Raw genomic sequence first — 24,220 nt, 5'->3', positions numbered from 1 at the left:
CATGTTCGACGGCGACCAGCTCGTGATCGGCGAGCACAAGCTCGGTTCGCGGCTGATCATCGGAACCGGCGGCGCGGCGAACCTGTCGGTGCTGGAACGGGCGCTCGTCGCGTCCGGCACCGAGCTGACGACGGTCGCGCTGCGCCGCGCGGACGCCGAGGGCGGCTCCGGCGTGCTGGACCTGCTGCGCCGCCTCGGCATCCGGCTCCTGCCGAACACCGCGGGCTGCCGCAGCGCCGCGGAGGCCGTGCTGACCGCGCGTCTGGCCCGCGAGGCGCTGGAGACCGACCTGATCAAGCTCGAGGTGCACGCCGACGACCGGACGCTGCTGCCGGACCCGGTCGAAACGCTCGACGCGGCGGAGCAGCTCGTCGCCGACGACTTCACCGTGTTCGCCTACACGAACGACGACCCGGTGCTCGCGCTGCGGCTGGAGGAGGCCGGCTGTGCCGCGGTGATGCCGCTGGGCGCGCCGATCGGCACCGGGCTGGGCATCCGCAACCCGCACAACATCGAGCTGATCGTGGCCCGCGCCGGCGTGCCGATCATCCTCGACGCGGGCATTGGCACGGCCTCCGACGCGGCGCTGGCGATGGAGCTGGGGTGCGACGCGGTGCTGCTGTCCACGGCGGTGACCAGGGCGCAGGACCCCGAACGGATGGCGTACGCGATGCGCTCGGCGGTGGTCGCCGGACGGCTGGCGCGGCAGGCGGGCCGGATCCCGCAGCGGTTCTGGGCGCACGCGTCCAGCCCGCCGCGCTGAAAAACCCGGCTTCACCTCGGTTTGCCGCGGCGAGCACGTATGGTTTACCGCACCCGGGCGGTCGGCGAGGCGAAGGAGCTCGAGAGTGGTTGAGTCAACCGAGGATGTCGCTGGGCGGTTGTTCCTCGCCGTCGGCCGGCTGTCCCGGTCCCTGCGGCAGGCAGGCACACCCGGGCCCGGCCACGGCTCCATTTCCGCGCTGTCGACGCTGGTCGCCTTCGGGCCGATGCGGCTCGGCGACCTGGCGGCGAAGGAGGGCGTGGCGGCCGCGACGATGTCGCGGATAGTCGCCTCGCTGGTCGACGCGGGCTGGGCGAGCCGCGAGCCCGATCCCATCGACCGGCGCGCCTGGCTGGCGACGGCCACCCCGCAGGGCGAGCGGATGCTGCTCGGCCTGCGGTCGACGCGCGTGCACGAGCTGCAGAAGCGGATCGACCGCCTGTCGCCGGAGCACCAGGCCGCACTCGGGCAGGCGCTGCCGGCGCTGGAAGCACTGCTGGCCGGCGACGAGAGCTGACCGCGCCCTGGGTTCGCGGTGGCTGGGAAGCGCCGCTCACGCCCGGGCGCGCTGAATTTGCCGCCCGGAGCGTGGGACTCGCGCTCGGGAGGGTGGGACTCGCGGGCCGTGCCGGGTGCGGCCCGGCCCGGCCCGGGCTAGCGGGTTTCTGGTGCGAGCCGCCAGAAGGCGGATACCGGGCCGACCTTCGCGCCCATCGGGTAGGAGTTCGCGACCGCGTTGCTGACGAACCACTTCCCGAACCGCGCGGCCTCCGGCATCGACATGCCCCGCGCCAGGCCCGCGGTCAGCGCCGACGCCATCGCGTCTCCCGCGCCGTGCGTGTGCGGCGTGGAGAAGCGCGGCCCGGGCAGTTCGACGAACGTGCGGCCGTCGTAGAGCAGGTCCACGCACTCCGGGTCACTGGTCAGGTGCCCGCTCTTCACCAGCACGTACTTCGGTCCGAGCTCCTTCAGCGCCACCGCCGCGTCGTGCATGCCCGCGCGGTCGGTCACCTCGATCCCGGTCAGCAGGCGCACCTCGTCCAGGTTCGGCGTGATCACCGCGGCCCGCGGCAGCAGCAGATCCCGCAGCGCGGCCAGCCCGGCCGCGTCGAACAGCGGGTGCCCGTGCATCGACGCAGCCACCGGGTCGACCACGAACGGCACCTTCGAGTCCCGCCCGATCTCCGCCCGGTCACACGCCTCCGCGACCGCCTCAATGATCTCCGCGGAGGCCAGCATCCCGGTCTTCGCGGCCTGCATCCCCATGTCCGCGGCGACCGCCTCGATCTGCCCGGCCACGATCCGCGCCGGGATGTCGGAGCGGTCGTGCACGCCAAGCGTGTTCTGCACGGTCACCGCCGTGACCGCGACCAGGCCGTGCACCCCGCAGGTCAGGAACGTGCGCAGGTCCGCCTGCAACCCCGCGGCACCACCGGAGTCGGATCCGGCGATGGTCAGGGCGGCGGGCGGACTCGCGTTCTGGCTCATGCCCCCAGTGTCGCAAACCCGCCGATCAAGCGAGCCGCCAGAACGGGGACACCGGCCCGACACCCTCGCCGAGCGGGTACGCCTCGGCCACGCACCGCTCGATGAACCGCTTGCCCTCGTCCACCGCGTCCGGCACCCCGAGCCCCTTGGCGAGGAACGCGGTGATCGACGAGGCCAGCGTGTCCCCGCCGCCGTGCGTGTGCGGCGTGTCGATCCGCCGTGCGGACAGCTCGATGACCTGCACGCCGTCGGACAGCAGGTCCACGCACTCCGGGTCGTCGTAGAGGTGCCCGCCCTTGACCAGCACCCACATCGGGCCCAGGGCAAGCAGCGCCCGCGCCGCGTCGCGCTGGCTGGCTCTGTCGGTGACCTCGACGCCGGTGAGCAGCCGGACCTCGTCCAGGTTCGGGGTCACCAGGGTCGCGCGCGGGAACAGCTCCGTGCGGATGGCCTCCAGCGCCTCCTCACGCAGCAGGGCGTCCCCGTGCATGGATGCCGCCACCGGGTCCACCACGAACGGCACGTCCGCGTTGCGTCCGATGTGGACCTCGTCGAGCGTCTTGGCGACGGCGGTGATGATCTCCGCCGTCGCCAGCATGCCGGTCTTGGCCGCGTCCACGCCCATGTCTCCGGCCACCGCCTTGATCTGCGCCGACACGACGTCCGGCGGGATCTCGGTGAAGCCCTGCACGCCGACGGAGTTCTGCACGGTGACTGCGGTGATCGCGGTCATCCCGTGCACCCCGCAGGCGAAGAACGCCCGCAGGTCGGCCTGGATCCCCGCCCCACCGCCGGAATCGCTCCCCGCGATGGTCAGCGCGGTCTTCGGGGTGACGCTCATTACGGCTGGACCACCGGGAGGTAGACCTGCTTGCCGTTCTCGGCGAACTCGGCCGACTTCTCCTGCATCCCAGCCTCGATGGCATCCACAGTGGACAGCCCGTGCTCCTCGGCGTACTTGCGGACGTCCTGCGTGATCCGCATGGAGCAGAACTTCGGCCCGCACATCGAGCAGAAGTGCGCCGTCTTGGCGGGCTCGGCGGGCAGCGTCTCGTCGTGGAACGAGCGCGCGGTGTCCGGGTCGAGCGAGAGGTTGAACTGGTCGGTCCACCGGAACTCGAAGCGGGCCTTGGACAGTTCGTCGTCCCAGTCCTGGGCGTACTGGTGGCCCTTGGCGAGGTCCGCGGCGTGCGCGGCGATCTTGTAGGCGATCACGCCGGCCTTCACGTCGTCCCGGTTGGGCAGGCCGAGGTGCTCCTTCGGCGTGACGTAGCACAGCATCGCCGTGCCGTACCAGCCGATCTGCGCCGCGCCGATGGCGGAGGTGATGTGGTCGTAGGCCGGCGCGATGTCCGTCGTGAGTGGACCGAGGGTGTAGAACGGAGCCTCGCCGCAGAGCCGTTCCTCCAGCTCCACGTTCTCCTTGATCTTGTGCATCGGCACGTGGCCGGGACCCTCGATCATCACCTGGACGTCATGGGCGCGCGCGATGTGGGTGAGCTCGCCGAGCGTCTCCAGCTCCGCGAACTGGGCGCGGTCGTTGGCGTCCGCGATCGAGCCGGGGCGAAGGCCGTCACCGAGCGAGAACGTCACGTCGTAGGCGCGCAGGATCTCGCAGAGTTCCTCGAAGTGCGTGTAGAGGAACGACTCCTTGTGGTGAGCCAGGCACCACGCCGCCATGATCGAGCCGCCGCGGGAGACGATGCCGGTGACCCGGTTCGCGGTCAGCGGGATGTAGCGCAGCAGCACGCCTGCGTGCACGGTCATGTAGTCCACGCCCTGCTCGCACTGCTCGATCACGGTGTCCCGGTAGACCTCCCAGGACAGCTTGGCCGGATCGCCGTCGACCTTCTCCAGGGCCTGGTAGATCGGCACGGTGCCGACCGGGACCGGGGAGTTGCGCATGATCCACTCGCGGGTTTCGTGGATGCGCTTGCCGGTGGACAGGTCCATGATCGTGTCGGCGCCCCAGCGGGTCGCCCACACCATCTTGTCGACCTCCTCCTCGACCGACGACCACACGGCCGAGTTGCCCATGTTCGCGTTGACCTTCACCAGGAAGTTCTTCCCGATGATCGCGGGCTCGCTCTCCGGGTGGTTGCGGTTTACCGGGATGACCGCGCGACCCGCGGCCACCTCGTCCCGCACGAACTCGGGCGTGACCCGCTCGCGCGCGGCGATGAACTCCATCTCGCGGGTGATCACGCCGGCCTTGGCGAAGCCGAGCTGCGTGTTGTGCTCCCGGTTCGCGATCCACTCGGCGCGCAGCGGCGCAAGTCCACTGTGGACGTCGATCGCGACGTCCGGGTCGGTGTACGGGCCGGAGGTGTCGTAGACGTCGAAGTGGTCGCCGTTGGTCAGCTCGATGCGGCGGGCCGGGACCTTCAGCCCGTTTTCGGTGTGGTGGTAGACCTTCCGGGATCCGGTGATCGGCCCGGTGGTCACGGTCGGCGCGACGTTCTTGCCGTTTTCCAGCGTCGTCACTAGAAATACTCCCTACGCCGGCATTACCCGGTCAGGTTCAGCGGTCGGCGGCGCCGGGTCCCAACGGACACCAGCCGCCCTCTCAGCCCGCCAAGGCGCGAGCTCCCGCGTGTTCGGTTGTCCGTCCGACCATGCCACGTCGCGCGGCAGACCTCAAGAGCGCGACGGTGAGACCGCTCACCCGCGCTGGAGATTCACACCGATGTCAGCCCCTAGGTTGACGGTCATGCGAACCACGGCCGCGCTGATCGCGCTCGGCGCCTGTCTCTTCGTGGTCGTCACGGCGGAGACGCTCGTGATCGGACTGCTGCCCGCGTTGTCGGCCGACCTGCGGGTGCCGGTGCCCTCGGCCGGCCTGCTCGTGGCCGGGTACGCGCTGACGGTGACCATCGGCGGCCCGCTCGTGACGGCCGCGACTCTGAGGGTGCCGCGCAAGGCGGCGCTGCTCGGGCTGGTCGCGCTGTTCGCGGCGGGCAACGCGCTCGCGGCGAGCGCGACCGGGTTCGGCGTGCTGCTGGCGGCGCGGGTGGTCACCGCGCCGACGCACAGCACGTTCTTCGCGATCGCGCTCGTGCTGGCCGCGTCGATGGTCCACCCGTCGAAGCGCGGGTGAGCCATCGCGTTCGTGTCGACGGGGCTGAACCTCGCGACCGTCCTCGGCGCGCCACTGGGCACCCTCGTGGGTGAGGCGTACGGGCGGCGGACGTCGTTCTGGCTGCTGGCGGTCGTGGCGCTGGCCGCGATGGCGGCGGTGGCGCTGCTGGTGCCGGCCACCCGGACCGCGGAGCCGCCGCGGCTGGGGCCCGGAGCTGCGGGCGCTGGTGACGCGGCCGGTGCTGGTGTGGTGACGCTGGTGACGGAGACCGGGTTCTTCGTGGCCTACACCCACCTGTCGCCGATCCTCGGCCGGATCTTCCCGCCCGGCGGGGTGGTCGTGCTGCTGATGGTGTTCGGCGCGGGCGCGCTGTGCGGGAACCTCGCCGGTGGGCGGCTCGCGGACCGGTGGCCGTGGGCTTCGCTGCGGGTGCTCATCGCGGTGCTGGCGGCGGCACTGGTCCTCTTCGCGGCGATCGCCTCCACGCGGGCCGGGGCGACGGTCGGCGTGTTCGCGCTGGGCGCGCTGTCGCTGCTGGGGGCGGCCGGCGTGCTCGGCGGGCTGGCCGTGTCGTCGCTCCACCGCGGCGCCGCACGCCACGCGATAGGTCTTCAGTCCGGCCGACGGAGCCCCGCGACGAGGAGGCCGACCAGGCGGCGCGCGTCGTAGGGGTGCTTGCTGCTCGCGCCCGCGCAGAGGCCGCCGATGCCGCGCATCAGCTCGTACGCGTCGAGGCCGCCGCGGATCTCGGCCGACGCGGCTTCGAGCAGCTGTGTGCAGACCGGGACGAGCCGCTCCAGGAAGTAGGAGTGCAGGGGGTCGTAGCAGGGGGCGTCGGACTGCAACACCGCGGGCAGGCCCTGCTTGGTGATCACGAAGTCGACGAACTGGTCGAGCCACTGGGCGAGGGCGGCGTACGGGGTCGCGCTGGCGGCGAGCAGCGCCGGTCCGGCCTCGGCGAGCGCCTCCACCTGGTGCCGGTAGACGGCGATGATCAGGTCCGCCCTCGTGGGGAAGTGGCGGTAGATCGTGGCGGTGCCGACGCCCGCCTTGGCCGCGATGTCGCGGATCGGCGCCTCCACGCCGGACGCGACGAAGACCGCGGCCGCCGCGTCGAGCAGGGCTTTCTGGTTGCGCCGCGCGTCGGCCCGCTTGGGTGCGCTGTCGTCCACGCGGCCCATTCTCCCACCCGGTGGAAGCGGGACACGGTCCCGTATGTTAACCGGGACAGTGTCCCGCTTCTGATCGGAGCGATCGATGACGACCTACCTGCTGGTGCACGGCGCGTGGCACACCGGGGAGTGCTGGACGCGGGTGACGCCGTTGCTGGAGGCGGCCGGGCACCGCGTGCTCGCGCCGACGCTGACCGGCGACGGCGACAAGGCGCACCTGGCCGGCCCCGAGGTCGGCCTCGACACACACGTGGCGGACGTCGCCGGGCTGATCCGCGAGGAGGACCTCGCCGACGTGGTGCTCGTCGGGCACAGCTACGCCGGGTTGGTGATCTCGTCGGTGGCGAACGAGCGGCCGGACCGGATCGCGCGCCTGGTGTACCTGGACGCGATGGTCCCCGAGGACGGCGAATCCGCGGCGGACGTCCTGTCCGTCACCCAGGCGCTGATCGACCTCGCGCTGACGTCCGAAAGCGGCTGGGGCGTCCCGCCGGTGCCCGAGCCGCCGCCGGCCGGCCTGTTCGGCGTCACCGACGACATCGCCTGGCTGCGCACGATGCTGTCCGACCAGCCGGTGCGCTGCCTGCAGCAACCGGTGCGACTCGACAACCCGGCGACGCGGTCGATCCCGCGGACGCACATCCACTGCGCCGTCAAGCCGGAGGGCTTCTCGCGCCGCGCCGTGCCCGCCGTGCAGCCCAACGGAACGCCCGCGGAGGTCTGGGAACTGCCCACGGGCCACGACTGCATGATCACGATGCCCGCGGAGCTGAGCGAGCTGCTGCTGAAGCTCGCCTGAGGACCGCGGACTGACGTGCCGGACCGCGGTTGACCACGGGAAACGCCGTTCTAGGCTGCGGTGCGTGGGCAAACTGGGAAACCCGGCTTCGCGAGTGGCAGAACCGCGACGTGCCCGAGGGGTGGCGGGCGGAGATCACCGGGAAAGGGCGCGGTTGACGCCGCCCGTCGGCAACGGGCACAGCAGGATCGCTGCGTCGGTCCATCGCGCCTTGGCGCGAGCGGTTCCCGAGGATCGGGCCATCCTCCAGAAGCTCGGCGTCTCCATTCGGAGCGCGAGCCGGCTCTACGTGCCCGGCCTGGTGGTGGTTCCACGCCACGAACTGCTGTCGCGCCCGGACAACGTGCCCGTTCCGGCGGAGGCCGCGGAACTGGTGGTGGAGATCGTCTCCCGGGGCAACGCCCGCACGGATCGCGTCGAGAAGCTCTGGGCCTACGTGCAAGCGCCGGTGCCCCTCTACCTCCTGATCGACCGGTACGCGGAGCCGAAACCGTCGGTCACCCTGTTCTCGGATCCCGTCGACGGGCACTACCGCCGCTCGGAGCAGGTCTCGTTCGGCGAGGAGATCCGCCTCCCCGCGCCGTTCGACCTCGTGCTCGCCACCGCGGCCTTCTAGCTCACCAGTTCGCTCGGCGTCGCGAACACGTCGACCATCGCGCCGTTCCTCAGCACCGTGATGGCCAGCCGCGTGCCGATCACCTCGGCGAACAGCTGCCGCTGGATGTCCTGCGCGTCCGTGATCCGCGACCGCCCCACGGTCAGCACCAGGTCGCCCGGCCGCAGCCCCGCCCGTTCGGCCGGCCCGCCGCGCACCACCTCCACGATCCGCAGCCCGGCGTGCTGCCCGGTGTGCTCGGCGACCTCGTCCGGCAACGGCGCCGGCACCCCGACCACCCCGAGGTACGCCCGCCGCACCCGGCCCTCCACCAGCAGCGTGTCGATGATCCGCCGGGTGGTCTCGTTGATCGGCACCGCGAGACCGAGGCCGAACCCGGCGACCGCCGTGTTGACCCCCACCACCCGCCCTGCCGAATCCGCCAGCGCGCCGCCCGAGTTGCCCGGGTTCAGGGCAGCGTCGGTCTGGATCACGTTCTCGATCACCCGCCCGGCGCTGCGGGTCTGCACCGGCAGCGACCGGCCCAGCGCGCTGACCACGCCCGCGGTCACCGAACCGGCGAGCCCGAGCGGGCTGCCGATCGCCACCACGAGCTGCCCGACGACCAGCTTGTCCGCGTCGCCCATCCGGGCCGCGCTCGGCGCCTCCGACGCGCGCAGCACGGCCAGGTCCGACAACGGATCCGCGCCGACCACCGTGAACCGCGCCTCGGTGCCGTCCGAGTACGTCGCCGTGCCGTGCGTGCCACCGCCGACCACGTGCGCGTTCGTCACCAGGTGCCCGTCGTCGGCGAACACGACCGCCGAACCGCTGCCCCTGGGCAGCCGCACGCTCGCCACGTGCGGCGTCACCTCGGCGGCCACCGTGCTCACCGAGCGTGAATAGGCGTCGAGGGCGTCGAAGTCATCCACGCGACCACCACCCCGCGATTACACACTTACATCAGTAACCAGTGTGCGCTCGCAGACGGGAGACGACCGCCCGGTTCACCAAGGGCGAAAGCTCACTCCGAGCCGGGCAGCCAGGACAGGCCGGGCACGCCCCACTTGTTGCGCTTGAGCATGCGCTTCGCGTCGCGCGCGTGGCGGCCGACCAGGCGGTCCAGGTAGATGTAGCCGTCCAGGTGGTCGGTCTCGTGCTGCAGGCAGCGCGCGAAGTACCCGGTGCCCTCGACCTCGATCGGGTTGCCGTCCAGGTCGAAGCCGGTGACCTTGGCCCAGCTCGCCCGCCCCGTCGGGTACGACTCGCCGGGCGCGGACAGGCAGCCCTCCCAGTCGTCGTCGGGATCGGGCATGGTCTCCGGGATCTCGGAGGTCTCCAGCTTCGGGTTGACCACCAGGCCCTTGTGCCGCACACCCTGGTCGTCGGGGCAGTCGTAGACGAAGACGCGCAGGTCGACGCCGATCTGGTTGGCCGCCAGCCCCACCCCTTCGGCGGCGTACATGGTCTCGAACATGTCGTCGGTGAGGGTGCGCAGCTCGTCGTCGAACTTCTCCACCTCGCGGGTGGGGTTGTGCAGCACCGGGTCGCCGGCGATCCGGATCGGGTGGATGGTCACAATCCGCGATCGTACCCAGCGGACGAGCCGTGACGCGCCGGGCCGTGATCCCACAACCGGACCCTCGACCCGTGGTTGAATGACGCCCGCGGGATCACAACCGTGTGGTTTGCGATTTGAGGAGTCAGATGGACGCCGCGGAGTCGATGGCCGGAGGCGACCGGCCGTCGCCCGAGCCCACCGGCGACGAGGGCGGGCTCACGCCCCGTGAGCTCAAGGTGCTGGCGTTCGAACGCCAGTGGTGGCGCTACGCGGGGGCCAAGGAACAGGCCGTCCGCGAAGAGTTCGGCCTCTCGCCCACCCGGTACTACCAGCTGCTCAACCAGCTCCTCGACAAAGAGGAAGCGATGCGCGCCGACCCGATGCTGGTGAAGCGGCTGCGCAAGATGCGCACCGCGCGGCAGCGCAAGCGGGTCGCCCGGCGACTGGGGATCGAGGCGCTATGAACTTTCTGCAGGGCCTGTCCCGCCCGCTGCGCCTGGCCGGTGTGGTGCTGATCGGGGTCGCTCTCGTGGCGGTCGTGATCGGTGGCATCACCGCGCTGAACGGCGACGGGGACAACGGCCAGACCGCGGCGCCGAGCCCGACGGCCACGGAGGGCACGACCGCGCCGACCGAGACCACGGGCGCGAGCCCGACGGAGCCGGCCCCGTCGAGCCCGGTCCCGCCGGCGTCCGAGACGCCACCGCCTGGGCAGCCGACGGACACCGCGACGCCGGGCGCGCCCGGTGGCACGGCGACCCAGCCGGGCGGCGCGACGGGAGCCCCCGGCGCGGGTGACGGCGGGGTGCCCGCCGACCAGACCGCCGCCAAGTGGGTGCCGGTGCGGGTCTACAACAACAGCACCATCCACGGCCTGGCCGCCCGCGCCGCCGACGAGCTGCGCGCGAACGGCTGGAACGTCGTCGAGGTCGGCAACTACCCGAAGGGCATCATCCCGACCACCACGGCGTACTTCACGCCGGGCACGGACGAGGAAACCGCGGCGCGCTCGCTGGCCACCGCGTTCGGCATGAAGGTCGAGCCGCGGTTCGAGGGCATCCAGGGCGCGAGCCCGGGCGTCATCGTGATCGTCACCAACGACTACAAGGGCTCGCAGGTCAAGGGGTCCTGAACCCGGGCATTCGGAAGGGCGGCCGGCACTCCCGGCCGCCCTTCCGCGTGTCAGGCCCGGTTCTTCGCGTAGGCCTCCAGCGCGGCCAGCTGTGCCGGGTCCAGCGAGGGCCGCACGGTCTTGCGCGCCGTGTCCAGGTGCGCCGCCGTCACCTCGGCGGCCTCCAGCGACTCGCGCATCGCGGTGAGCGCGGCCTCCCGGATCAGCGCCGCACAGTCCGCCGCCGAGTAGCCGTCCAGCTCGGCCGCCACCGCGTCCAGGTCCACATCGGACGCCAACGGCGTGTGCCTGGCGGTGGCGCGGAGGATGTCGGCCCGCGCCTGCGCGTCCGGCGGCGGCACGTACACCAGCCGCTCCAGCCGCCCGGGGCGCAGCAGGGCCGGGTCGACCAGCTCGGGCCGGTTGGTCGCGCCGAGCACGACCACGTCCCGCATCGGCTCGACCCCGTCCAGCTCGGTGAGCAGCGCGGCGACCACCCGGTCCGACACCCCGGAGTCACCGGACTGGCCGCGGCGCGGCGCGAGCGCGTCGATCTCGTCCAGGAACACCAGCGACGGCGAGGCGTCGGCGGCCTTGCGGAACAGCTCCCGCACCGCGCGCTCCGACTCGCCGACCCACTTGTCCAGCAGCTCGGCGCCCTTGACCGCGAACACGTTCAGGGCGCCGGTGCCCGCGAGTGCGCGCACCAGGAACGTCTTGCCGCCACCGGGCGGCCCGTACAGCAGCACCCCGCGCGGCGGCGCGATCCCCAGCCGCGCGAACGAGTCCGGGTACCGCAGCGGCCACAGGACCGCCTCCGTCAGCGACTGCTTGACGTCGGTCATGTCGCCGACGTCCTCCAGTGTCAGCCCGCCGGTCGCCAGGCTGTCCGAAGTGGACATCGAGATCGGCCGCACGGACTGCAGGGCGTCCAGCAGGTCCTGCTGCGAGATGCGCGGCTCCTCGACGTCTCGCTGCCGCAGCGCGGCCCGCACCGCGGCGTCCCGGCGCAGCGCCAGCAGGTCCGCGGCGACGAAACCCGGTGTCCGGTCGGCGACCCCGCCGAGGTCCACAGTGGATTCCAGCGGCACGTCGCGCAGCAGCACGCGCAGCAGCTCGGTGCGGATCCGGGCGTCCGGCTGCGGGATGGCGAGTTCGCGGTCGAGCAGGTCGGCCGCGCGCAGCCGCGGGTCGCACGCCTCGGGGCGGGCGGTGGTGGCGACCACCGCGAGGTCCGGCCGGGTCAGCGCGCCCCGCAGCTCATCGAGCACCACGGTCGCGACGGGCGGCGGCTGGGTGGCGGGCAGCAACGTGTCGATGTCGGTGATCAGCAGCACCGCCGGACCGCCCGCGGCGGCCTGATCGATCGCCTCACGCAGCCGGGTGGCGATCGCGTTCGGCTCCAGCACGGCGATCGACGGCGCGGCCAGCGTGACCAGCCGTAAATCCTCGGCTGCGGCGACCGACCGGACGAGCGTCGCCTTGCCCACGCCCTCCGCGCCGGACAGCAGCACCCCGAGCCGGGCCGAGGTGCCCAGCCGGGCCAGCAGGTCGGGACGCCGGAACGTCAGGTCGACCCACTCGACCAGGGTGCGGGCCTGGTCGTGCGCGCCGCACAGGTCGCTGACCGGCGGGGCGGGCTCCTCGGGCTCGGCGGTCACCTGGGGTTCCGCCCGTGGGGCGGCGGCCGGGGCCGCCGTCGCCGGTGCGCTCGACTGTGCACTCGACTGGGCGCCGTCCCGCCAGCTGACTACCGTGGACGGGCAGATCACGACCGGCCCGCCGGGCTCGGTCGCCGTGACCGTGAGCAGTTCGGTGGTCCAGCCGGCGCCGATCGCGCGGGACAACTGTCCGCGCACGGTTGTCACGTCCGATCCCGGAGCCGGCGCGAGGTCCTGCGGGAGGAGGGACACCGCGTCGCCGACCGTCAGGACCTTCCCGGTGAGCGCGAGCCGGAGCGTGTTCGGCGACACCGACGCGCTGGCCAGCCGCGACCCGGCGACGGTGACCGAGCGGGCCTGCGTGACGTCCGCCGGCGCGACCACGACCTCCGAGCCCTCGGTGACGCCGAGGTTCGACAGGGTCACGTCGTCGGCGAAGACGAACCCGGGCGTCCCGGACGCGTCGCCCGGCGCGGCGAGCGCGGCGCTCACCCGGGCGCCGGTCAGGTGCACGGCGTCCCAGGCGCGCAGGCCGAGCGCGTCGAGGACCTCCGGGTGCAGGCGGACGATGCCGCGCCGGGTGTCGAGTGCGGACGGCGTGTGCCGGATGGTCAACGTGATCTGGGGCGCGCTCACGCCCTCACTCTAGGGCGAGCGCGGCCGGAAGGGTGTCGAACGCGCGGTTTACGAGGACCGGCAGCAGGTCCCGCTCACCGGACGGGCTCCACTCGGCCAGCGCGCAGTTCCACGTCCCGATCACGACCTCGACCAGCAGCCGCAGCTGGAGATCGGGACGGCCGCCGAGGACGCGGACGATCTCGGACTTGACCTCGGCGCAGTACCGCAGCGAGTGCGCGTGCAGCGCCGCGCACCCCTCGGTCAGCACGCCGGGCAGCGGCCCGGACCTCGGCTGCTCGGCGAGCACACCCAGATAGGTCTCCCACAGCTGCTTGATCGCGGTGAGCGCGACGTCCTCTTTGGACGATAAGTTGCGGAAGAAGGTCCGCTGGGAGACCTCGACCGCGTCGACCAGCTCGTCGAGCGTGATCGCGTCGAAGCCGCGCTCGGTGAACATGGCGACGGCGGTCTCGGCCAGCGCCTGGCGCGTGCGCAGCTTCTTGCGTTCCCGCAGCGGGAGCAACTGCTCGGTCGTGGTCCCGCCTGGTGCTGGCCGAGGCGCCCGATCCAGTGCCCGCGCCGGACGAGGCCCTCGTGCGGGTCGAGGCCGTCTCGCTCAACTACGGCGAGGCCTTCATGGTGAACGCAGGCCAGCTGCCCGAGGGGAGAATGCCGGGCTGGGACGCGACGGGCGTCGTGGTGCGAGCCGCCGCCGACGGTTCCGGGCCTGCCGCCGGAACGCGCGTGATCACGCAGGGCATGACCGGCGCCTGGGCCGAACTGCGGGCCGTGCGGACCACCGCGATCGGCACCGTGCCGGAGGAGGCGGACGGCGGTGCGATCAGCACGATCCCGGTGGCCGGGCTGACCGCGCTGCACGTGCTGCGGCGGTTCGGGCTCAGTTGAGCGTGCTCGAAGCGCTCGGGGCGCACGAGGTGATCAAACATCGAGGGCGAGCAGATCGTCGCGGCCTTCGGCCAGCTGCACGCCGGTGGGCAGCTGGTCAGCGTCGGGCGTTCCGCGGGAACGGACGCGGTCTTCCCCTCCGGGGCGTTCCTCGCCACCGAGGGCCGCCACGACCGGTCGATCAGCACGTTCTTCCTGCTCGCCGACCCGAGGGCGGACTTCGCCGAAGACCTCACCTGGCTCGCCGCCGAGGTGGCCGCGGGGCGCCTCGACGCCGGGATCACCTGGCGCGGCGACTGGTTCCGGCACGCCGAGGTGACCGCGGCGCTGCTCGGCCGCCAGCTGCGCGGCAAGGCCGTTCTGGAACTCAGCTGACGCGGGCGCCCCACCGGTCGAGGTAGGTGATCTCCTCGACCGGTGGTCGCGCGGCGGGCTGGAAGTCCTTCCGCTTCGTGTAGGCGACCGGCAGCAACGTGACCTGCGTGAAGCCCTCGGGGATGCCGAGGAGGCGCACGACCTCCTGCTCGTGGCCGAACAGGTGGTAGCCGGTGATCGTGCTGCCCAGGCCGCGGGCGCAGCGCGAGCTGGAAGCTCCAGACCGCCGGGTAGATCGACCCGTAGAACCCGGTCGGCTCGGCGTTGCCGCCGTCCGGCCGCCCGGCAAGGCAGGTGAGCACGAGTGCCGGCACGCGGTGGATGTTGTCCAGGAGGAACTTCGCCGAGGCGAGCGAGCGGGGCGCGACCAGGTGGCCGTACTGGCGCTGTGCGGCTTCACCGACCGCGCGGACCGGTCCGGCGACGCGGGCCTTCAGCTCCGGGTCCCGGACCACGAGCCAGCGGATCGAGTCCAGCCGGTTGCCTGCGAGGGCGCCTGCATCGCGATGCGCAGGCATTCGGTGATCACCTCCTGCTCGACCGGCCTGTCGATGCGGAAGCTCGCGGCCGAGCTCGGCGTGGAGGCGATGTCGCTCTACAACCACGTGGCGAACAAGCAGGACCTGCTGGACGGCATCGCGGCGCGGGTCTTCGAGCAGGTCGAGCTACCGGACCCGGGGCTGCCGTGGGACGAGCGGCTGCGCGCCCCGGGCTGAACGCGTTCGAGACGCTCAACCGCCATCCGGCCGTCGTCCGCGCCCTCACCGCCGAGCAGGCCAACCCGCTGTCCGAGGGCGCGGTCCGGTTGATGGACGCGATCCTCGGCACGTTGCTGGACGCCGGGCTCGACGACCACCACGCGGCGCGCGGCTACCGGTCGCTGATCGGGATGGTGTTCGGCGCGGTGCTGGTCGGCGCGGGCGGGCTCGCCGCCGAACGCGAGGAGCCGGCCGTCGAGTGGTTCCGCCGCACCGTCACACCGCAGCGGCACCCGAACCTGCACCGGGTGATGCCCGCCCTGGCCGGGACCGACTGCGTGCAGGACTTCCGCTACCAGCTCGACCTGTTCGTCCGGGGCCTGGGTCAATCAGGTTCTTAAGCGGCGGAGCCGCTTGTGCCACATACGCAGCTTGCACCACCGCGGGTTCCGCTATCCGCACCGCCACGCAAAGCGACTCGTGACCATTTCCTAGCGGTTGCGCTGGCGGAGGCCGATGCGGCGCCAGCTGCGGCGCCGGGAGCGGTCCTGGCTCTCCGCCGCCGGGTACGTGCGCACCCCGCGCACCACATGGTCCGTCGTCCGGCGCACGCCGAGCCGCTGGTTGCCCGCGACCCGGATCCGCGGCCGACGCAGGCGCAGGCGGCTCGTGCTGCGCCGGATCGCCCGGCGCTCGCGCAGCGGCACGCCCCACGCCTCGGGGTGGTTGGCCAGCCACTGGTAGCGCCGCACGGCGTAGGGGATGTGCGCCAGGTACAGCAGCAGCGCGGCGGCCAGCGCGATCAGCGGGTACTGGATGATCGCCGCCGCCGCGAGGCCGACCCCGACCAGCAGCGGCGCGGCGGCCTTCGCCGGCACCTTGACCGACTTCAGCGACAGCGTCGGCAGCCTGCTGATCAGCAGCAGCGCGATCGCCACCGTCCACACGTAGACGACCGGCGCCGACGACCACCAGCCCTCGCCGAACTCCAGCGTCAGGATCACCGGCATCAGAGCGCACAGGCCGCCCGCGGGCGCGGGCACGCCGACGAAGAACTCCTTCGCGTACGGCGGCTTCTCCACGTCCAGGAGCGTGTTGAAGCGGGCCAGCCGCAGCACGATGCACACGGCGAAGGTCAGCGACACGATCCAGCCGATGCCCGAGGTGTCGCCGAACCAGATGTAGAGCACGAGCGCCGGGGAGACACCGAAGGAGATGGCGTCGGACAGCGAGTCCAGCTCGGCGCCCATCTTGGACGTCGCGTCGAGCAGCCGGGCGATGCGGCCGTCCAGGCTGTCCAGGACGGCCGCGACGCCGATCGCACCGATCGCCAGCACGAACTGCCGGTTGAGCGCGAACTGGGCGGCGGACAGGCCCGCGCACAGCGCGAGGACCGTGATCGCGTTGGGCAGCAGCCGCACCGACGGTGTCATCACCCGGACCATGATCAGGCTCCTCGCTCCGGCAGCGAAGCCAGGGGCGTCTCGCCGCCGATCGTCCGCTGGCCCTTGCGCACCAGCACCTCGCTGCCCGGCGGCAGGTAGATGTCCACCCGCGAACCGAACCGGATCAGGCCGTAGGTGTCCCCGGCCCTGACCTTCTCGCCGTCGGCCACCTGGCACAGGATCCGGCGCGCGACCAGCCCGGCGATCTGCACGACCACCAGCTCGTGCCCGGCCTCGGTGCGCAGCAGCACCGAGTTGCGCTCGTTGTCGTCGCTGGCCTTGTCCAGGTCGGCGGAGAGGAACTTGCCCGGCCGGTAGGCGACGCGCTCCACCACCCCGGTGGCGGGCACGCGCTGCACGTGCACGTCGAAGACCGACAGGAACACGCTGACCCGCATCCGCGGTTCGGCCGGCAGGCCCAGCTCCGCGGGCGGGGTGGCCTCCTCGATCAGCGAGACGATGCCGTCCGCCGCGGCGAGGACGAGGTCGTCCCGCTCCGGCGGCACGCGCTTGGGCTCGCGGAAGAAGGCGGCGGTCGCCAGGGTCGCCAGCGCGCCGACGGCGCCCAGCGGCTTCCAGGCCCGCCGCAGCAGCAGCGTGGCCGCGACCCCGCCGGCGACGAACGGTCGCCCGGCCGGGTGCATGGGCGGCAACGTCTCGCGCGCGAGGTTCAGGGCATGGGTGATCGGATTGCTCGCCTTGTCCGGCGCAGTGCTGCTCATCGAAGCGGTGTCCCGATTGGTTCGTGTCCAAGGTGTGACCGGTCCGTGACGCCAGGCGAGGCGTGCCGATTCGCCGATCCGGGTATCCACGCTACCGCCAGGTCCGCGTGGCCCGTTCCGCGTCCCGCCGAACGGGCCCCCTTGCGGGGCGGGTGTTGCTAACGATTCGTGGCGACGGCCGATGCAGACCGTAGTAACAGCAGAGAGGAACCGTCATGTCGGCCCCGGAGCGCATCCGCGAAGAGCGCCTTTCCGAGCTGTTCCAGGCATGGCGCGCGGACATCGGCAGCGTTCCGTTACCCCGGCTGGTGTCCACTGAAACCGCGGTGGCGCTGGTGCGTTGCGCGCGAGCTCTCGATTCGTCGCGCCGGGCCGCTGAACCCCCCGACGGCCCAGCGGCCCGGCGCGACGGGCTGGTGCCGTAGGGGCTGAATTTTAGCCTCCGCAAACGAATCAGTAACCATTCGTAGGCCAACTGTTACAAGAAGTCACACTGAGGTACCAGTCGGCAGGACGAGCACGTCCACCTCGCTGCCCTCGGGCGCGTCCACCACGTCCTCCGGCAGCTCGATCAGGCAGTTGGCCTGCGCGAACGCGGCGAGCAGGTGCGAGCCGGGGCCGCCGCGCGGGCCGACCTCGCCGGTCACCTCGCCGTCGTGGTGCGAGTAGAACCCACGGCGGAACTGACGCCGGCCGGCGGGCGAGCGCAGTGACTCGGTGAGCCGCGCCCGCACCCGCAGCCGGTCCACCTGCCGGTGGCCGAGCGCGGTCAGGATCGCCGGCCGCAGGAACACCTCGAACGACACCAGCACGCTCACCGGATTGCCGGGCAGGGTCACCACCGGCACCCCGTGCCACCGGCCGTTGCCCTGCGGGCCGCCCGGCTGCATCGCCACCTTGACGAACTCGACGCCCGCGCCGGTCAGCGAGTCCTTCACCACCTCGTAGGCGCCCGCGCTGACCCCGCCGGAGGTCACCACCAGGTCGGCGTCCGCCAGCCGCGGCTCGATGGCCGACCGGAACTCCTCGACGTCGTCGACCACGCTGCGCACCACCTCGACCCGGCAGCCCAGCGCACGGATCGCGGCGGCCAGCATGATGCTGTTCGACTCGTAGATCTGCCCGTGCCGCAGCTCCTGGGGCTGGGTCACCAGCTCCGAACCGGTCGACACCACGAGCACCCGCAGCGGCGCGTGCACGGTCAGCCGGTCCAGGCCGACCGCGGCGGCCAGCCCGAGCTGCGCCGGCCCGAGGACGGTGCCGGCGTGCAGCGCGACCGTGCCCGCGGTGACGTCCTCGCCCGTGCGGCGGAGGTGCGTGCCGACCGCGGCCGGTTCCCGGATCGACACCTTCTCGGTGCCGCCGTCGGTGTCCTCGACCTTCACCACCGCGTCCGCGCCCGGCGGCATCGGCGCGCCGGTCATGATGCGGTGCGCGGTGCCCGGCAGCAGCGGCGGCACGTCGGTGCGCCCGGCCGGGATGTCCTCGGCGACGGGCAGTTCGACCGGGGTCGCGGCGGTGGCGGACGCGACGTCGACCGCGCGCACCGCGTAGCCGTCCATGGCCGAGTTGTCGAACGGCGGCAGCGAGACGCCCGCGGGGACGTCCTCGGCCAGCACCAGCCCGGGGCACTCGGCCAGCGGGAGCGCGGTCGCCGCGGCGGTGCCGAGCAGCTCGGTGACGGCGGCGCGGTAGGTGTCGACGGAAATCACGCGGACCATCCTGCCTCGCCGGGGTGGCCGTGCAACACTTCCCCCCGCTCGTTGATCTGGAGGGGGAGGCATGCAGGTCCGCACCCGGCACACGCCAGCGTTCGGCGTCGCCCGAGTGATCCTGGGTCCCGGCGAAGCTGTGCAGGCGCGGGGCGAGTCGATGTTCGCGAGCAGCTTCGGACTCACCGAGGTGGCCGGCGGCCGCAAGTCGCCGTCGGTGTTCACCGCGCCCAAGGAAGGCGGCTGGCTCGACCTCGCGCCCGCCGGGGCCGGCGACGTCTACCCGCTGGAGTTCGACGGCCGCACCGGCTGGTGCGTGGCGCGGCAGGCCGTGCTTGCCCGCCCGGCCTCGGTGCGCGCCGACTCGTGGCCGGGCTTGCAGGCGATGTTCGGCGCCGAACACGGGTTCCTGGAGCACTACAGCGGCACCGGCCCGCTCGTGCTCGCGTGCGCCGGGCCGGTGGACCAGTTCCAGCTCGCGGCGGGGGAGCTGATCTCCGTGCGGCCGGGGCACCTGCTGGCCTACCCGGACAGCGTCCAGTGCCGCCTGCGGGCGCTGGATCCTTCGGGGCAACAGTCCATCCGGACGGGCGAAGGACTCATGATCGACTTCGCGGGACCGGGCACGTTATTGGTGCAAGCGCGTAAATCTCGCTGAATCTTATTGATCCTTCGCGTTTCTCCGGTACCGTGACTTCCACTTCGGGAGCCGGGCGGGCACGGCTCCCGGTGGTTTTCGCAAGGAGGAAACCGTGGCTGTTGGCACGGTCAAGTGGTTCAATTCCGAAAAAGGCTACGGGTTCATCGCGTCCCCCGAGGGGCCTGATGTGTTCGTGCATTACTCGGCCATCCAGTCGGACGGATTCCGCACTTTGGACGAGGGGGATCAAGTCGAGTTCCAGATCGAGGCCGGCCGGGACGGCCGGACACAGGCAGCGGACGTCCGCAAGGTGTCCTAGGAGCTCCGGCTAGGCTGCCCCGTGTGACAGGCGATGTGTCGGGGGACCTCACCGGTCGCCGGCTGGGCAACTACCGCATAGACGGAGTGCTCGGCAAGGGTGGCATGAGCGTCATGTACAAGGCCACCGACGTGCGGCTCGGCCGCAAGGTGGCTTTGAAGGTGATCGGCGAGCACCTCGGTGCCGATGCCGAGTTCCGCGAACGGTTCGTGGACGAGGCGCGCAACACCTCCGCCGTGGATCACGCGAACGTCGTGCCGTTGTACGACTTCGGTGAGCTCGACGGGATGCTCTACATCGCCATGCGCCTCGTCGACGGGGCGGATCTGGCGAGTCTCATCGCGGACGGACCGATCTCCCCCGACCGCACGCTGCGGTTGCTGGACCAGGTCGCGGACGCGCTGGACTGCCTGCACGACCGCGGCCTGGTCCACCTCGACGTCAAACCGGCCAACGTGCTGGTCACCAGCCGGGAGTCGGCGCGCGAGCACGTCTACGTCGCAGACTTCGGGCTGACCCGGCGTGGCGCGACCGGTCACCGCACCCGTGGCGGCGACTTCCTCGGGTCGCCGACCTACGCCGCGCCGGAACACCTGCGCGGGGAGCCGCTGGACGGGCGCACCGACCAGTACGCGCTGGCGTGCGTGCTGTACGCGTGCCTCACCGGGCAGCCCCCGTTCAGCGGCGACGTGCCGACGGTGATCAAGGGACACCTGGCCGTCGAACCGCCCGCGGTGTCGGGCGTGGTCGGGCTGCCCTCCGCCGTCGACGAGGTCGTGCGCAAGGGCATGGCCAAGGCCCCGGCGGACCGCTACGACAACTGCGTCGAGCTGATCACGGCGGCGCGCAAGGCCCTCGGCCCGGCCGCCGCCTCGACGACGCCGCCGGGGCCGCCCCAGGTCGTGACACGGGAGGCCGGCATGCAGCCGTACCCGCCGGGACAGCCGGGCGGCCACCCTGGCCCGCACGGCGCCGGGCAGGGTTCCGGGCAGCCGGGCGCCGGGCAACTGGGCGCTGGTGCCCCGGGCAACGGGCAGCCGGGCGCCGCTGGCCCGGGTGCCGGTCAGCCAGGCGCTGGTGCCCCCGGCGTCGGCCAGGCCGGCGGGCCGCCGGGCGTCGGCCAGTCAGGGCAGCTCGGTCCGGGTGGCCAGCCGGGCGCTGGTGCCCCGGGCGTCGGTCAGGCCGGCGGGCAGCCAGGCGCGGTCCAGAGCGGCGGTCACCCCGGCCCGCACGGCCAAGGACACCAGCCCGGTCCCGGCGGCCCGCAGGGCCACGGCGATCAGCAGGGGCGCCCCGGCCGGCCCGGCGCCGCTCAACCGGGCCACCCCGGCCAGCCGGGCCCCTACGGCCCTCCGGGCCACCAGTCGCCCGGGAGCCCGTACGGCCACCCCGGCATGCAGTTCCACCCGAACGCCCCGCAGGGCCAGCCGTGGAACCCGGGCTGGCCCCAGCAACAGCCCTACGGCTACGGGCAGCAGCCGCCGAAGAAGGGTGGCGGCCTCAAGTGGCTGTGGGCGGGCCTGGCCGGGCTCGTCGTCGTCGCGGCGGTCGTCGTGACCCTCGTTCTGGTGAATCGCGGCGGCGGCTCCGCGCCCGCGCCGACCACCGCGCCCAACATCCCCGTCGGTCCCACCGGCGGCGCGACCGGCCCGTCCACCGGCGGCGGCCCGCCGCCCGCGACGATCTCCATCAAACCGAGCCCCTGACGTGCGGTTCTTGCACTCGCCCCCGGAGAGTGCTAAACAGGCGTTGGCACTCGGCGGCGTCGAGTGCCAACGCACCAAATGGTCGGGACGGTGAGGCCGGCTCGGAACACCGAGCAGGTCGTCCGTCGCGGGCACCGAGCCTGGCCGAGCTAAGTGTCCTGCTGCCAGTCCTGAAGCAGGTCATGGCAGCGACCACTACCGGAGGACAACACCCCAATGGCCAAACTGATCGCGTTCGACGAGGACGCCCGCCGCGGGCTTGAGCGCGGACTCAACACCCTGGCCGACGCCGTCAAGGTGACGCTTGGCCCCCGTGGCCGCAACGTCGTGCTCGAAAAGAAGTGGGGCGCGCCGACGATCACCAACGACGGTGTCTCCATCGCCAAGGAGATCGAGCTCGAGGACCCGTGGGAGAAGATCGGGGCCGAGCTCGTCAAGGAAGTCGCCAAGAAGACCGACGACGTAGCCGGTGACGGCACCACCACCGCCACCGTGCTGGCCCAGGCGCTCGTGCGCGAAGGTCTGCGCAACGTGGCCGCCGGTGCCGACCCGATCGCCCTCAAGCGTGGCATCGAGCAGGCGGTCGAGGCCGTCGTCGAGCAGCTGCACAAGGCCGCCAAGGAGGTCGAGACCAAGGAGCAGATCGCTGCCACCGCCTCGATCTCGGCCGCGGACCGCACCATCGGCGAGCTGATCGCCGAGGCGCTGGACAAGGTCGGCAAGGAAGGCGTCGTCACCGTCGAGGAGTCGAACACCTTCGGCCTCGAGCTCGAGCTCACCGAGGGTATGCGCTTCGACAAGGGCTACATCTCGGGCTACTTCGTCACCGACGCCGAGCGCCAGGAAGCCGTCCTGGAGGACCCGTACATCCTCCTGTTCGGCTCGAAGGTCTCGAACGTCAAGGACCTGCTGCCGGTCCTGGAGAAGGTCATGCAGTCGGGCAAGCCGCTGCTGATCATCGCCGAGGACGTCGAGGGCGAGGCCCTGGCCACCCTGGTCGTCAACAAGATCCGTGGCACCTTCAAGTCCGTCGCCGTCAAGGCTCCGGGCTTCGGTGACCGCCGCAAGGCCATCCTGCAGGACATCGCGATCCTGACCGGCGGCCAGGTCATCTCCGAGGACGTGGGCCTCAAGCTGGAGAACGCGGACCTGAACCTGCTGGGCAAGGCCCGCAAGGCCGTCATCACCAAGGACGAGACGACCATCGTCGAGGGTGCCGGCGACGCGGACCAGATCCAGGGCCGCGTGAACCAGATCCGCGCCGAGATCGAGAAGTCGGACTCCGACTACGACCGCGAGAAGCTGCAGGAGCGGCTGGCCAAGCTGGCCGGCGGCGTGGCCGTCATCAAGGCCGGTGCCGCCACCGAGGTCGAGCTCAAGGAGCGCAAGCACCGCATCGAGGACGCCGTTCGCAACGCGAAGGCCGCCGTCGAGGAGGGCATCGTCGCCGGTGGTGGCGTGGCCCTGCTGCAGGCGTCCAAGGCTGCCTTCGAGGGCCTGCGCCTCTCGGGTGACGAGGCGACCGGTGCGAACATCGTCAAGGTCGCCGTCGAGGCTCCGCTCAAGCAGATCGCGGTCAACAGCGGTCTCGAGGGCGGCGTCGTGGCGGAGAAGGTCAAGGGTCTGCCGGAGGGCCACGGCCTGAACGCGGCGACCGGCGACTACGAGGACCTGGTCGCGGCCGGCGTCATCGACCCCGCCAAGGTGACCCGTTCGGCGCTGCAGAACGCGGCTTCGATCGCGGGCCTGTTCCTGACCACCGAGGCCGTCGTCGCCGACAAGCCGGAGAAGGCTGCTGCCGCTCCGGGTGGCGACCCGACCGGTGGCATGGGCGGCATGGACTTCTGATCAACTAGTCCGGCGAAAGCCCGGGTGCGCACAGCGCATCCGGGCTTTTTGCTGCGTTACTCCTGCGGCATGAGCATCCAGCAGATCGCGTAGAGCAGGATCGGCGCGCCGAACCCGAGCAGGGTCGCGGCGACGAGGACGATGCGGATGATGGCCGCGTCGACGCCGATCAGCCGGGCCCAGCCACCGGCGACGCCGGCGATCATCTTGTCGGTGGAGCTGCGGCGGAGCTTCGTGGTGGTCGCTGTGTTCGTCATGTCCCCATCGTCGGCCGCGGTGGGTGCTGAGCGCATCGGGGACGAACCCCGAGCGCACCCGGAAACCTCTGTGCCAGGGTGCTCCGGGGCGGTTAGGGTCGGTCACATGGCGGGATCTTTGCTCGGCACCGAGGTCCGGCGGGGCGAGGACCCGGATCTGGTGCGTGGTCGTGGAACCTTCGTCGACAACCTGAAGTTCGAGGGTGTCTGCCATGTCGCCTTTGTCCGGTCGCCGTTCGCGCACGCGCTGGTCAACGGCATCGACACCGCGGAGGCTGCCGCCGCGCCGGGGGTGATCGCGGTGCTCACCGCCGCGGACTTCGACCTGGCCGAGTTGCCGGTGTTCATGGACCTCAACCCGCGGGCGAAGCGGTACGCGCTGGCCACCGACCGGGTGCGCTTCGCTGGGGAGCCGGTGGCCGCTGTGGTCGCGGAAAGCGTGGCGGCCGCGGTGGACGCGCTCGAACTGGTCGATGTGGACTACGAGCCGCTGTCCGTCGTGGTGGACCCCGAGCAGGCGCTGGACGACGGCGCGCCGCTGCAGTTCCCGGAAATCGGCTCGGACATCGCGGCCGGTGAGCGGGACGCCGTGGGCGACGAGGTGCTCGACGGCGCCGAGGTGGTGGTGCGCGCGCGGATCGAGAACCAGCGTCTGGCGGTGGCGCCGATGGAGGGCAACGCGATCGTCGCCCTGCCCGGTGACGGCGAGTTCGACCTGACGGTCTACGTGTCGACCCAGATGCCG

At 72.0% G+C, this 24,220-nt stretch carries 28 protein-coding genes, 2 pseudogenes and 1 riboswitch; of the genes and pseudogenes, 17 read left to right on the top strand and 13 right to left on the bottom strand.

The window, feature by feature from the left end; translation table 11 throughout:
* The first annotated feature begins 1 nt into the window (after position 1).
* Positions 2 to 763 carry a thiazole synthase gene (gene thiG / locus AMETH_RS32265; protein ID WP_051079566.1) on the top strand — a complete coding sequence of 254 codons (762 nt, stop codon included), beginning with the start codon at positions 2 to 4 and terminating at the stop codon, positions 761 to 763.
* Positions 764 to 848: 85 nt separating this feature from the next.
* Positions 849 to 1,280, top strand: a complete 432-nt coding sequence (locus tag AMETH_RS32260; protein WP_026153566.1) for a MarR family winged helix-turn-helix transcriptional regulator — start codon at positions 849 to 851, stop codon at positions 1,278 to 1,280.
* A 137-nt stretch (positions 1,281 to 1,417) separates the two neighbouring features.
* On the opposite strand, the gene thiD (AMETH_RS32255) is transcribed toward AMETH_RS32260, so the two are convergent.
* The 3 genes from thiD (AMETH_RS32255) to thiC form a co-directional block, all read right to left on the bottom strand.
* Positions 1,418 to 2,251 (bottom strand): bifunctional hydroxymethylpyrimidine kinase/phosphomethylpyrimidine kinase, encoded by an 834-nt coding sequence (gene thiD, locus AMETH_RS32255; protein ID WP_017985316.1) that lies wholly within the window; start codon positions 2,249 to 2,251, stop codon positions 1,418 to 1,420.
* A gap of 25 nt (positions 2,252 to 2,276) precedes the next feature.
* A complete protein-coding gene (gene thiD, locus AMETH_RS32250) occupies positions 2,277 to 3,092 on the bottom strand; it encodes a bifunctional hydroxymethylpyrimidine kinase/phosphomethylpyrimidine kinase (protein ID WP_017985315.1) in 816 nt (271 codons plus the stop codon).
* Positions 3,092 to 4,735: a phosphomethylpyrimidine synthase ThiC gene (gene thiC, locus AMETH_RS32245; protein ID WP_017985314.1), complete on the bottom strand. Its 1,644-nt coding sequence runs from the start codon at positions 4,733 to 4,735 to the stop codon at positions 3,092 to 3,094. Before thiC ends, thiD (AMETH_RS32250) begins: the two co-directional genes overlap by 1 nt.
* A riboswitch (TPP riboswitch) is annotated at positions 4,728 to 4,854 on the bottom strand. Its footprint overlaps the gene before it by 8 nt.
* A gap of 83 nt (positions 4,855 to 4,937) precedes the next feature.
* Here thiC and AMETH_RS42280 point away from each other — a divergent pair.
* Positions 4,938 to 5,999, top strand: a pseudogene (locus AMETH_RS42280) (MFS transporter).
* On the opposite strand, the gene AMETH_RS32235 reads toward AMETH_RS42280, so the two are convergent.
* Positions 5,942 to 6,511, bottom strand: coding sequence for a TetR/AcrR family transcriptional regulator (locus AMETH_RS32235; protein WP_026153564.1), 570 nt, complete (start codon positions 6,509 to 6,511; stop codon positions 5,942 to 5,944). The pseudogene AMETH_RS42280 and the gene AMETH_RS32235 overlap by 58 nt on opposite strands.
* Before the next feature lie 76 nt (positions 6,512 to 6,587).
* Here AMETH_RS32235 and AMETH_RS32230 point away from each other — a divergent pair, with 76 nt between their 5' ends.
* Positions 6,588 to 7,301 carry an alpha/beta fold hydrolase gene (locus AMETH_RS32230; protein ID WP_017985310.1) on the top strand — a complete coding sequence of 238 codons (714 nt, stop codon included), beginning with the start codon at positions 6,588 to 6,590 and terminating at the stop codon, positions 7,299 to 7,301.
* A gap of 64 nt (positions 7,302 to 7,365) precedes the next feature.
* Positions 7,366 to 7,917 carry a Uma2 family endonuclease gene (locus AMETH_RS32225; protein WP_323806970.1) on the top strand — a complete coding sequence of 184 codons (552 nt, stop codon included), beginning with the start codon at positions 7,366 to 7,368 and terminating at the stop codon, positions 7,915 to 7,917.
* Here AMETH_RS32225 and AMETH_RS32220 read toward each other — a convergent pair.
* Both AMETH_RS32220 and AMETH_RS32215 read right to left on the bottom strand, forming a co-directional pair.
* Positions 7,914 to 8,828 carry a S1C family serine protease gene (locus AMETH_RS32220; RefSeq protein ID WP_017985308.1) on the bottom strand — a complete coding sequence of 305 codons (915 nt, stop codon included), beginning with the start codon at positions 8,826 to 8,828 and terminating at the stop codon, positions 7,914 to 7,916. The genes AMETH_RS32225 and AMETH_RS32220 overlap by 4 nt on opposite strands.
* Positions 8,829 to 8,920: 92 nt before the next feature.
* Positions 8,921 to 9,475, bottom strand: a complete 555-nt coding sequence (locus tag AMETH_RS32215; RefSeq protein ID WP_017985307.1) for a peptide deformylase — start codon at positions 9,473 to 9,475, stop codon at positions 8,921 to 8,923.
* Between the two features lie 128 nt (positions 9,476 to 9,603).
* Here AMETH_RS32215 and AMETH_RS32210 point away from each other — a divergent pair, with 128 nt between their 5' ends.
* Both AMETH_RS32210 and AMETH_RS32205 read left to right on the top strand, forming a co-directional pair.
* Positions 9,604 to 9,921 carry a DUF3263 domain-containing protein gene (locus AMETH_RS32210; RefSeq protein WP_017985306.1) on the top strand — a complete coding sequence of 106 codons (318 nt, stop codon included), beginning with the start codon at positions 9,604 to 9,606 and terminating at the stop codon, positions 9,919 to 9,921.
* The gene (locus AMETH_RS32205; protein ID WP_017985305.1) at positions 9,918 to 10,589 is read left to right on the top strand and encodes a LytR C-terminal domain-containing protein; all 672 of its coding nucleotides are present in this window, start codon (positions 9,918 to 9,920) and stop codon (positions 10,587 to 10,589) included. The genes AMETH_RS32210 and AMETH_RS32205 overlap by 4 nt, the downstream gene beginning before the upstream one ends.
* Before the next feature lie 50 nt (positions 10,590 to 10,639).
* Here AMETH_RS32205 and AMETH_RS32200 read toward each other — a convergent pair whose 3' ends face one another.
* Positions 10,640 to 12,865, bottom strand: a complete 2,226-nt coding sequence (locus AMETH_RS32200; protein WP_017985304.1) for an AAA family ATPase — start codon at positions 12,863 to 12,865, stop codon at positions 10,640 to 10,642.
* Positions 12,866 to 12,869: 4 nt separating this feature from the next.
* Positions 12,870 to 13,370, bottom strand: coding sequence for a TetR/AcrR family transcriptional regulator (locus AMETH_RS32195; protein WP_017985303.1), 501 nt, complete (start codon positions 13,368 to 13,370; stop codon positions 12,870 to 12,872).
* A gap of 23 nt (positions 13,371 to 13,393) precedes the next feature.
* On the opposite strand from AMETH_RS32195, the gene AMETH_RS41100 reads away from it, so the two are divergent.
* Together AMETH_RS41100 and AMETH_RS41840 are read left to right on the top strand one after the other, a co-directional pair.
* Entirely contained in the window at positions 13,394 to 13,753 is a 360-nt protein-coding gene (locus AMETH_RS41100; protein WP_017985302.1) for an alcohol dehydrogenase catalytic domain-containing protein, read from the top strand.
* 252 nt (positions 13,754 to 14,005) lie between these two features.
* Positions 14,006 to 14,128: a hypothetical protein gene (locus AMETH_RS41840; protein WP_017985300.1), complete on the top strand. Its 123-nt coding sequence runs from the start codon at positions 14,006 to 14,008 to the stop codon at positions 14,126 to 14,128.
* Here AMETH_RS41840 and AMETH_RS41095 read toward each other — a convergent pair.
* Positions 14,121 to 14,267 carry a nitroreductase family protein gene (locus tag AMETH_RS41095; protein WP_017985299.1) on the bottom strand — a complete coding sequence of 49 codons (147 nt, stop codon included), beginning with the start codon at positions 14,265 to 14,267 and terminating at the stop codon, positions 14,121 to 14,123. The genes AMETH_RS41840 and AMETH_RS41095 overlap by 8 nt on opposite strands.
* 232 nt (positions 14,268 to 14,499) lie before the next feature.
* Between AMETH_RS41095 and AMETH_RS41090 the strand changes: the two genes are divergently transcribed.
* Both AMETH_RS41090 and AMETH_RS32180 read left to right on the top strand, forming a co-directional pair.
* Positions 14,500 to 14,844: a TetR family transcriptional regulator gene (locus AMETH_RS41090; protein ID WP_017985298.1), complete on the top strand. Its 345-nt coding sequence runs from the start codon at positions 14,500 to 14,502 to the stop codon at positions 14,842 to 14,844.
* Positions 14,814 to 15,227 carry a TetR/AcrR family transcriptional regulator C-terminal domain-containing protein gene (locus AMETH_RS32180; protein WP_017985297.1) on the top strand — a complete coding sequence of 138 codons (414 nt, stop codon included), beginning with the start codon at positions 14,814 to 14,816 and terminating at the stop codon, positions 15,225 to 15,227. Before AMETH_RS41090 ends, AMETH_RS32180 begins: the two co-directional genes overlap by 31 nt.
* A 90-nt stretch (positions 15,228 to 15,317) precedes the next feature.
* Here the strand turns inward: AMETH_RS32180 and pssA are convergent, their stop codons facing one another.
* Together pssA and AMETH_RS32170 are read right to left on the bottom strand one after the other, a co-directional pair.
* The gene (gene pssA / locus AMETH_RS32175) at positions 15,318 to 16,271 is read right to left on the bottom strand and encodes a CDP-diacylglycerol--serine O-phosphatidyltransferase (RefSeq protein ID WP_017985296.1); all 954 of its coding nucleotides are present in this window, start codon (positions 16,269 to 16,271) and stop codon (positions 15,318 to 15,320) included.
* A 2-nt stretch (positions 16,272 to 16,273) separates the two neighbouring features.
* A complete protein-coding gene (locus AMETH_RS32170; RefSeq protein WP_017985295.1) occupies positions 16,274 to 16,993 on the bottom strand; it encodes a phosphatidylserine decarboxylase in 720 nt (239 codons plus the stop codon).
* 215 nt (positions 16,994 to 17,208) lie between these two features.
* Here AMETH_RS32170 and AMETH_RS32165 point away from each other — a divergent pair, with 215 nt between their 5' ends.
* Positions 17,209 to 17,418 carry a hypothetical protein gene (locus AMETH_RS32165; RefSeq protein ID WP_038532560.1) on the top strand — a complete coding sequence of 70 codons (210 nt, stop codon included), beginning with the start codon at positions 17,209 to 17,211 and terminating at the stop codon, positions 17,416 to 17,418.
* Positions 17,419 to 17,481: 63 nt separating this feature from the next.
* On the opposite strand, the gene moeA is transcribed toward AMETH_RS32165, so the two are convergent.
* On the bottom strand, positions 17,482 to 18,705 hold the full coding sequence (gene moeA / locus AMETH_RS32160; protein ID WP_026153563.1) for a molybdopterin molybdotransferase MoeA: 1,224 nt from the start codon (positions 18,703 to 18,705) through the stop codon (positions 17,482 to 17,484).
* Positions 18,706 to 18,775: 70 nt separating this feature from the next.
* Between moeA and AMETH_RS32155 the strand changes: the two genes are divergently transcribed.
* From AMETH_RS32155 to groL, 4 genes are all read left to right on the top strand, one after another.
* Positions 18,776 to 19,363, top strand: a complete 588-nt coding sequence (locus AMETH_RS32155) for an AIM24 family protein (protein WP_017985293.1) — start codon at positions 18,776 to 18,778, stop codon at positions 19,361 to 19,363.
* A 94-nt stretch (positions 19,364 to 19,457) separates the two neighbouring features.
* Entirely contained in the window at positions 19,458 to 19,664 is a 207-nt protein-coding gene (locus AMETH_RS32150) for a cold-shock protein (RefSeq protein WP_017985292.1), read from the top strand.
* 23 nt (positions 19,665 to 19,687) lie between these two features.
* Entirely contained in the window at positions 19,688 to 21,370 is a 1,683-nt protein-coding gene (locus AMETH_RS32145) for a serine/threonine-protein kinase (protein ID WP_085929382.1), read from the top strand.
* A gap of 216 nt (positions 21,371 to 21,586) precedes the next feature.
* Positions 21,587 to 23,218: a chaperonin GroEL gene (gene groL / locus AMETH_RS32140; RefSeq protein WP_017985290.1), complete on the top strand. Its 1,632-nt coding sequence runs from the start codon at positions 21,587 to 21,589 to the stop codon at positions 23,216 to 23,218.
* A 56-nt stretch (positions 23,219 to 23,274) separates the two neighbouring features.
* Here the strand turns inward: groL and AMETH_RS32135 are convergent, their stop codons facing one another.
* Entirely contained in the window at positions 23,275 to 23,475 is a 201-nt protein-coding gene (locus AMETH_RS32135; RefSeq protein WP_017985289.1) for a PspC domain-containing protein, read from the bottom strand.
* Between AMETH_RS32135 and AMETH_RS32130 the strand changes: the two are divergent.
* A pseudogene (locus AMETH_RS32130) lies at positions 23,474 to 24,175 on the top strand (hypothetical protein); the annotation flags it as partial. The gene AMETH_RS32135 and the pseudogene AMETH_RS32130 overlap by 2 nt on opposite strands.
* Positions 24,176 to 24,220 lie beyond the last annotated feature (45 nt).

It is taken from the genome of Amycolatopsis methanolica 239 (assembly GCF_000739085.1).
GTDB lineage: Bacteria > Actinomycetota > Actinomycetes > Mycobacteriales > Pseudonocardiaceae > Amycolatopsis_E > Amycolatopsis_E methanolica.
The sequence above is the reverse complement of the archived record's forward strand: the minus strand, read 5'-3'. Positions and strand labels throughout refer to the sequence as shown.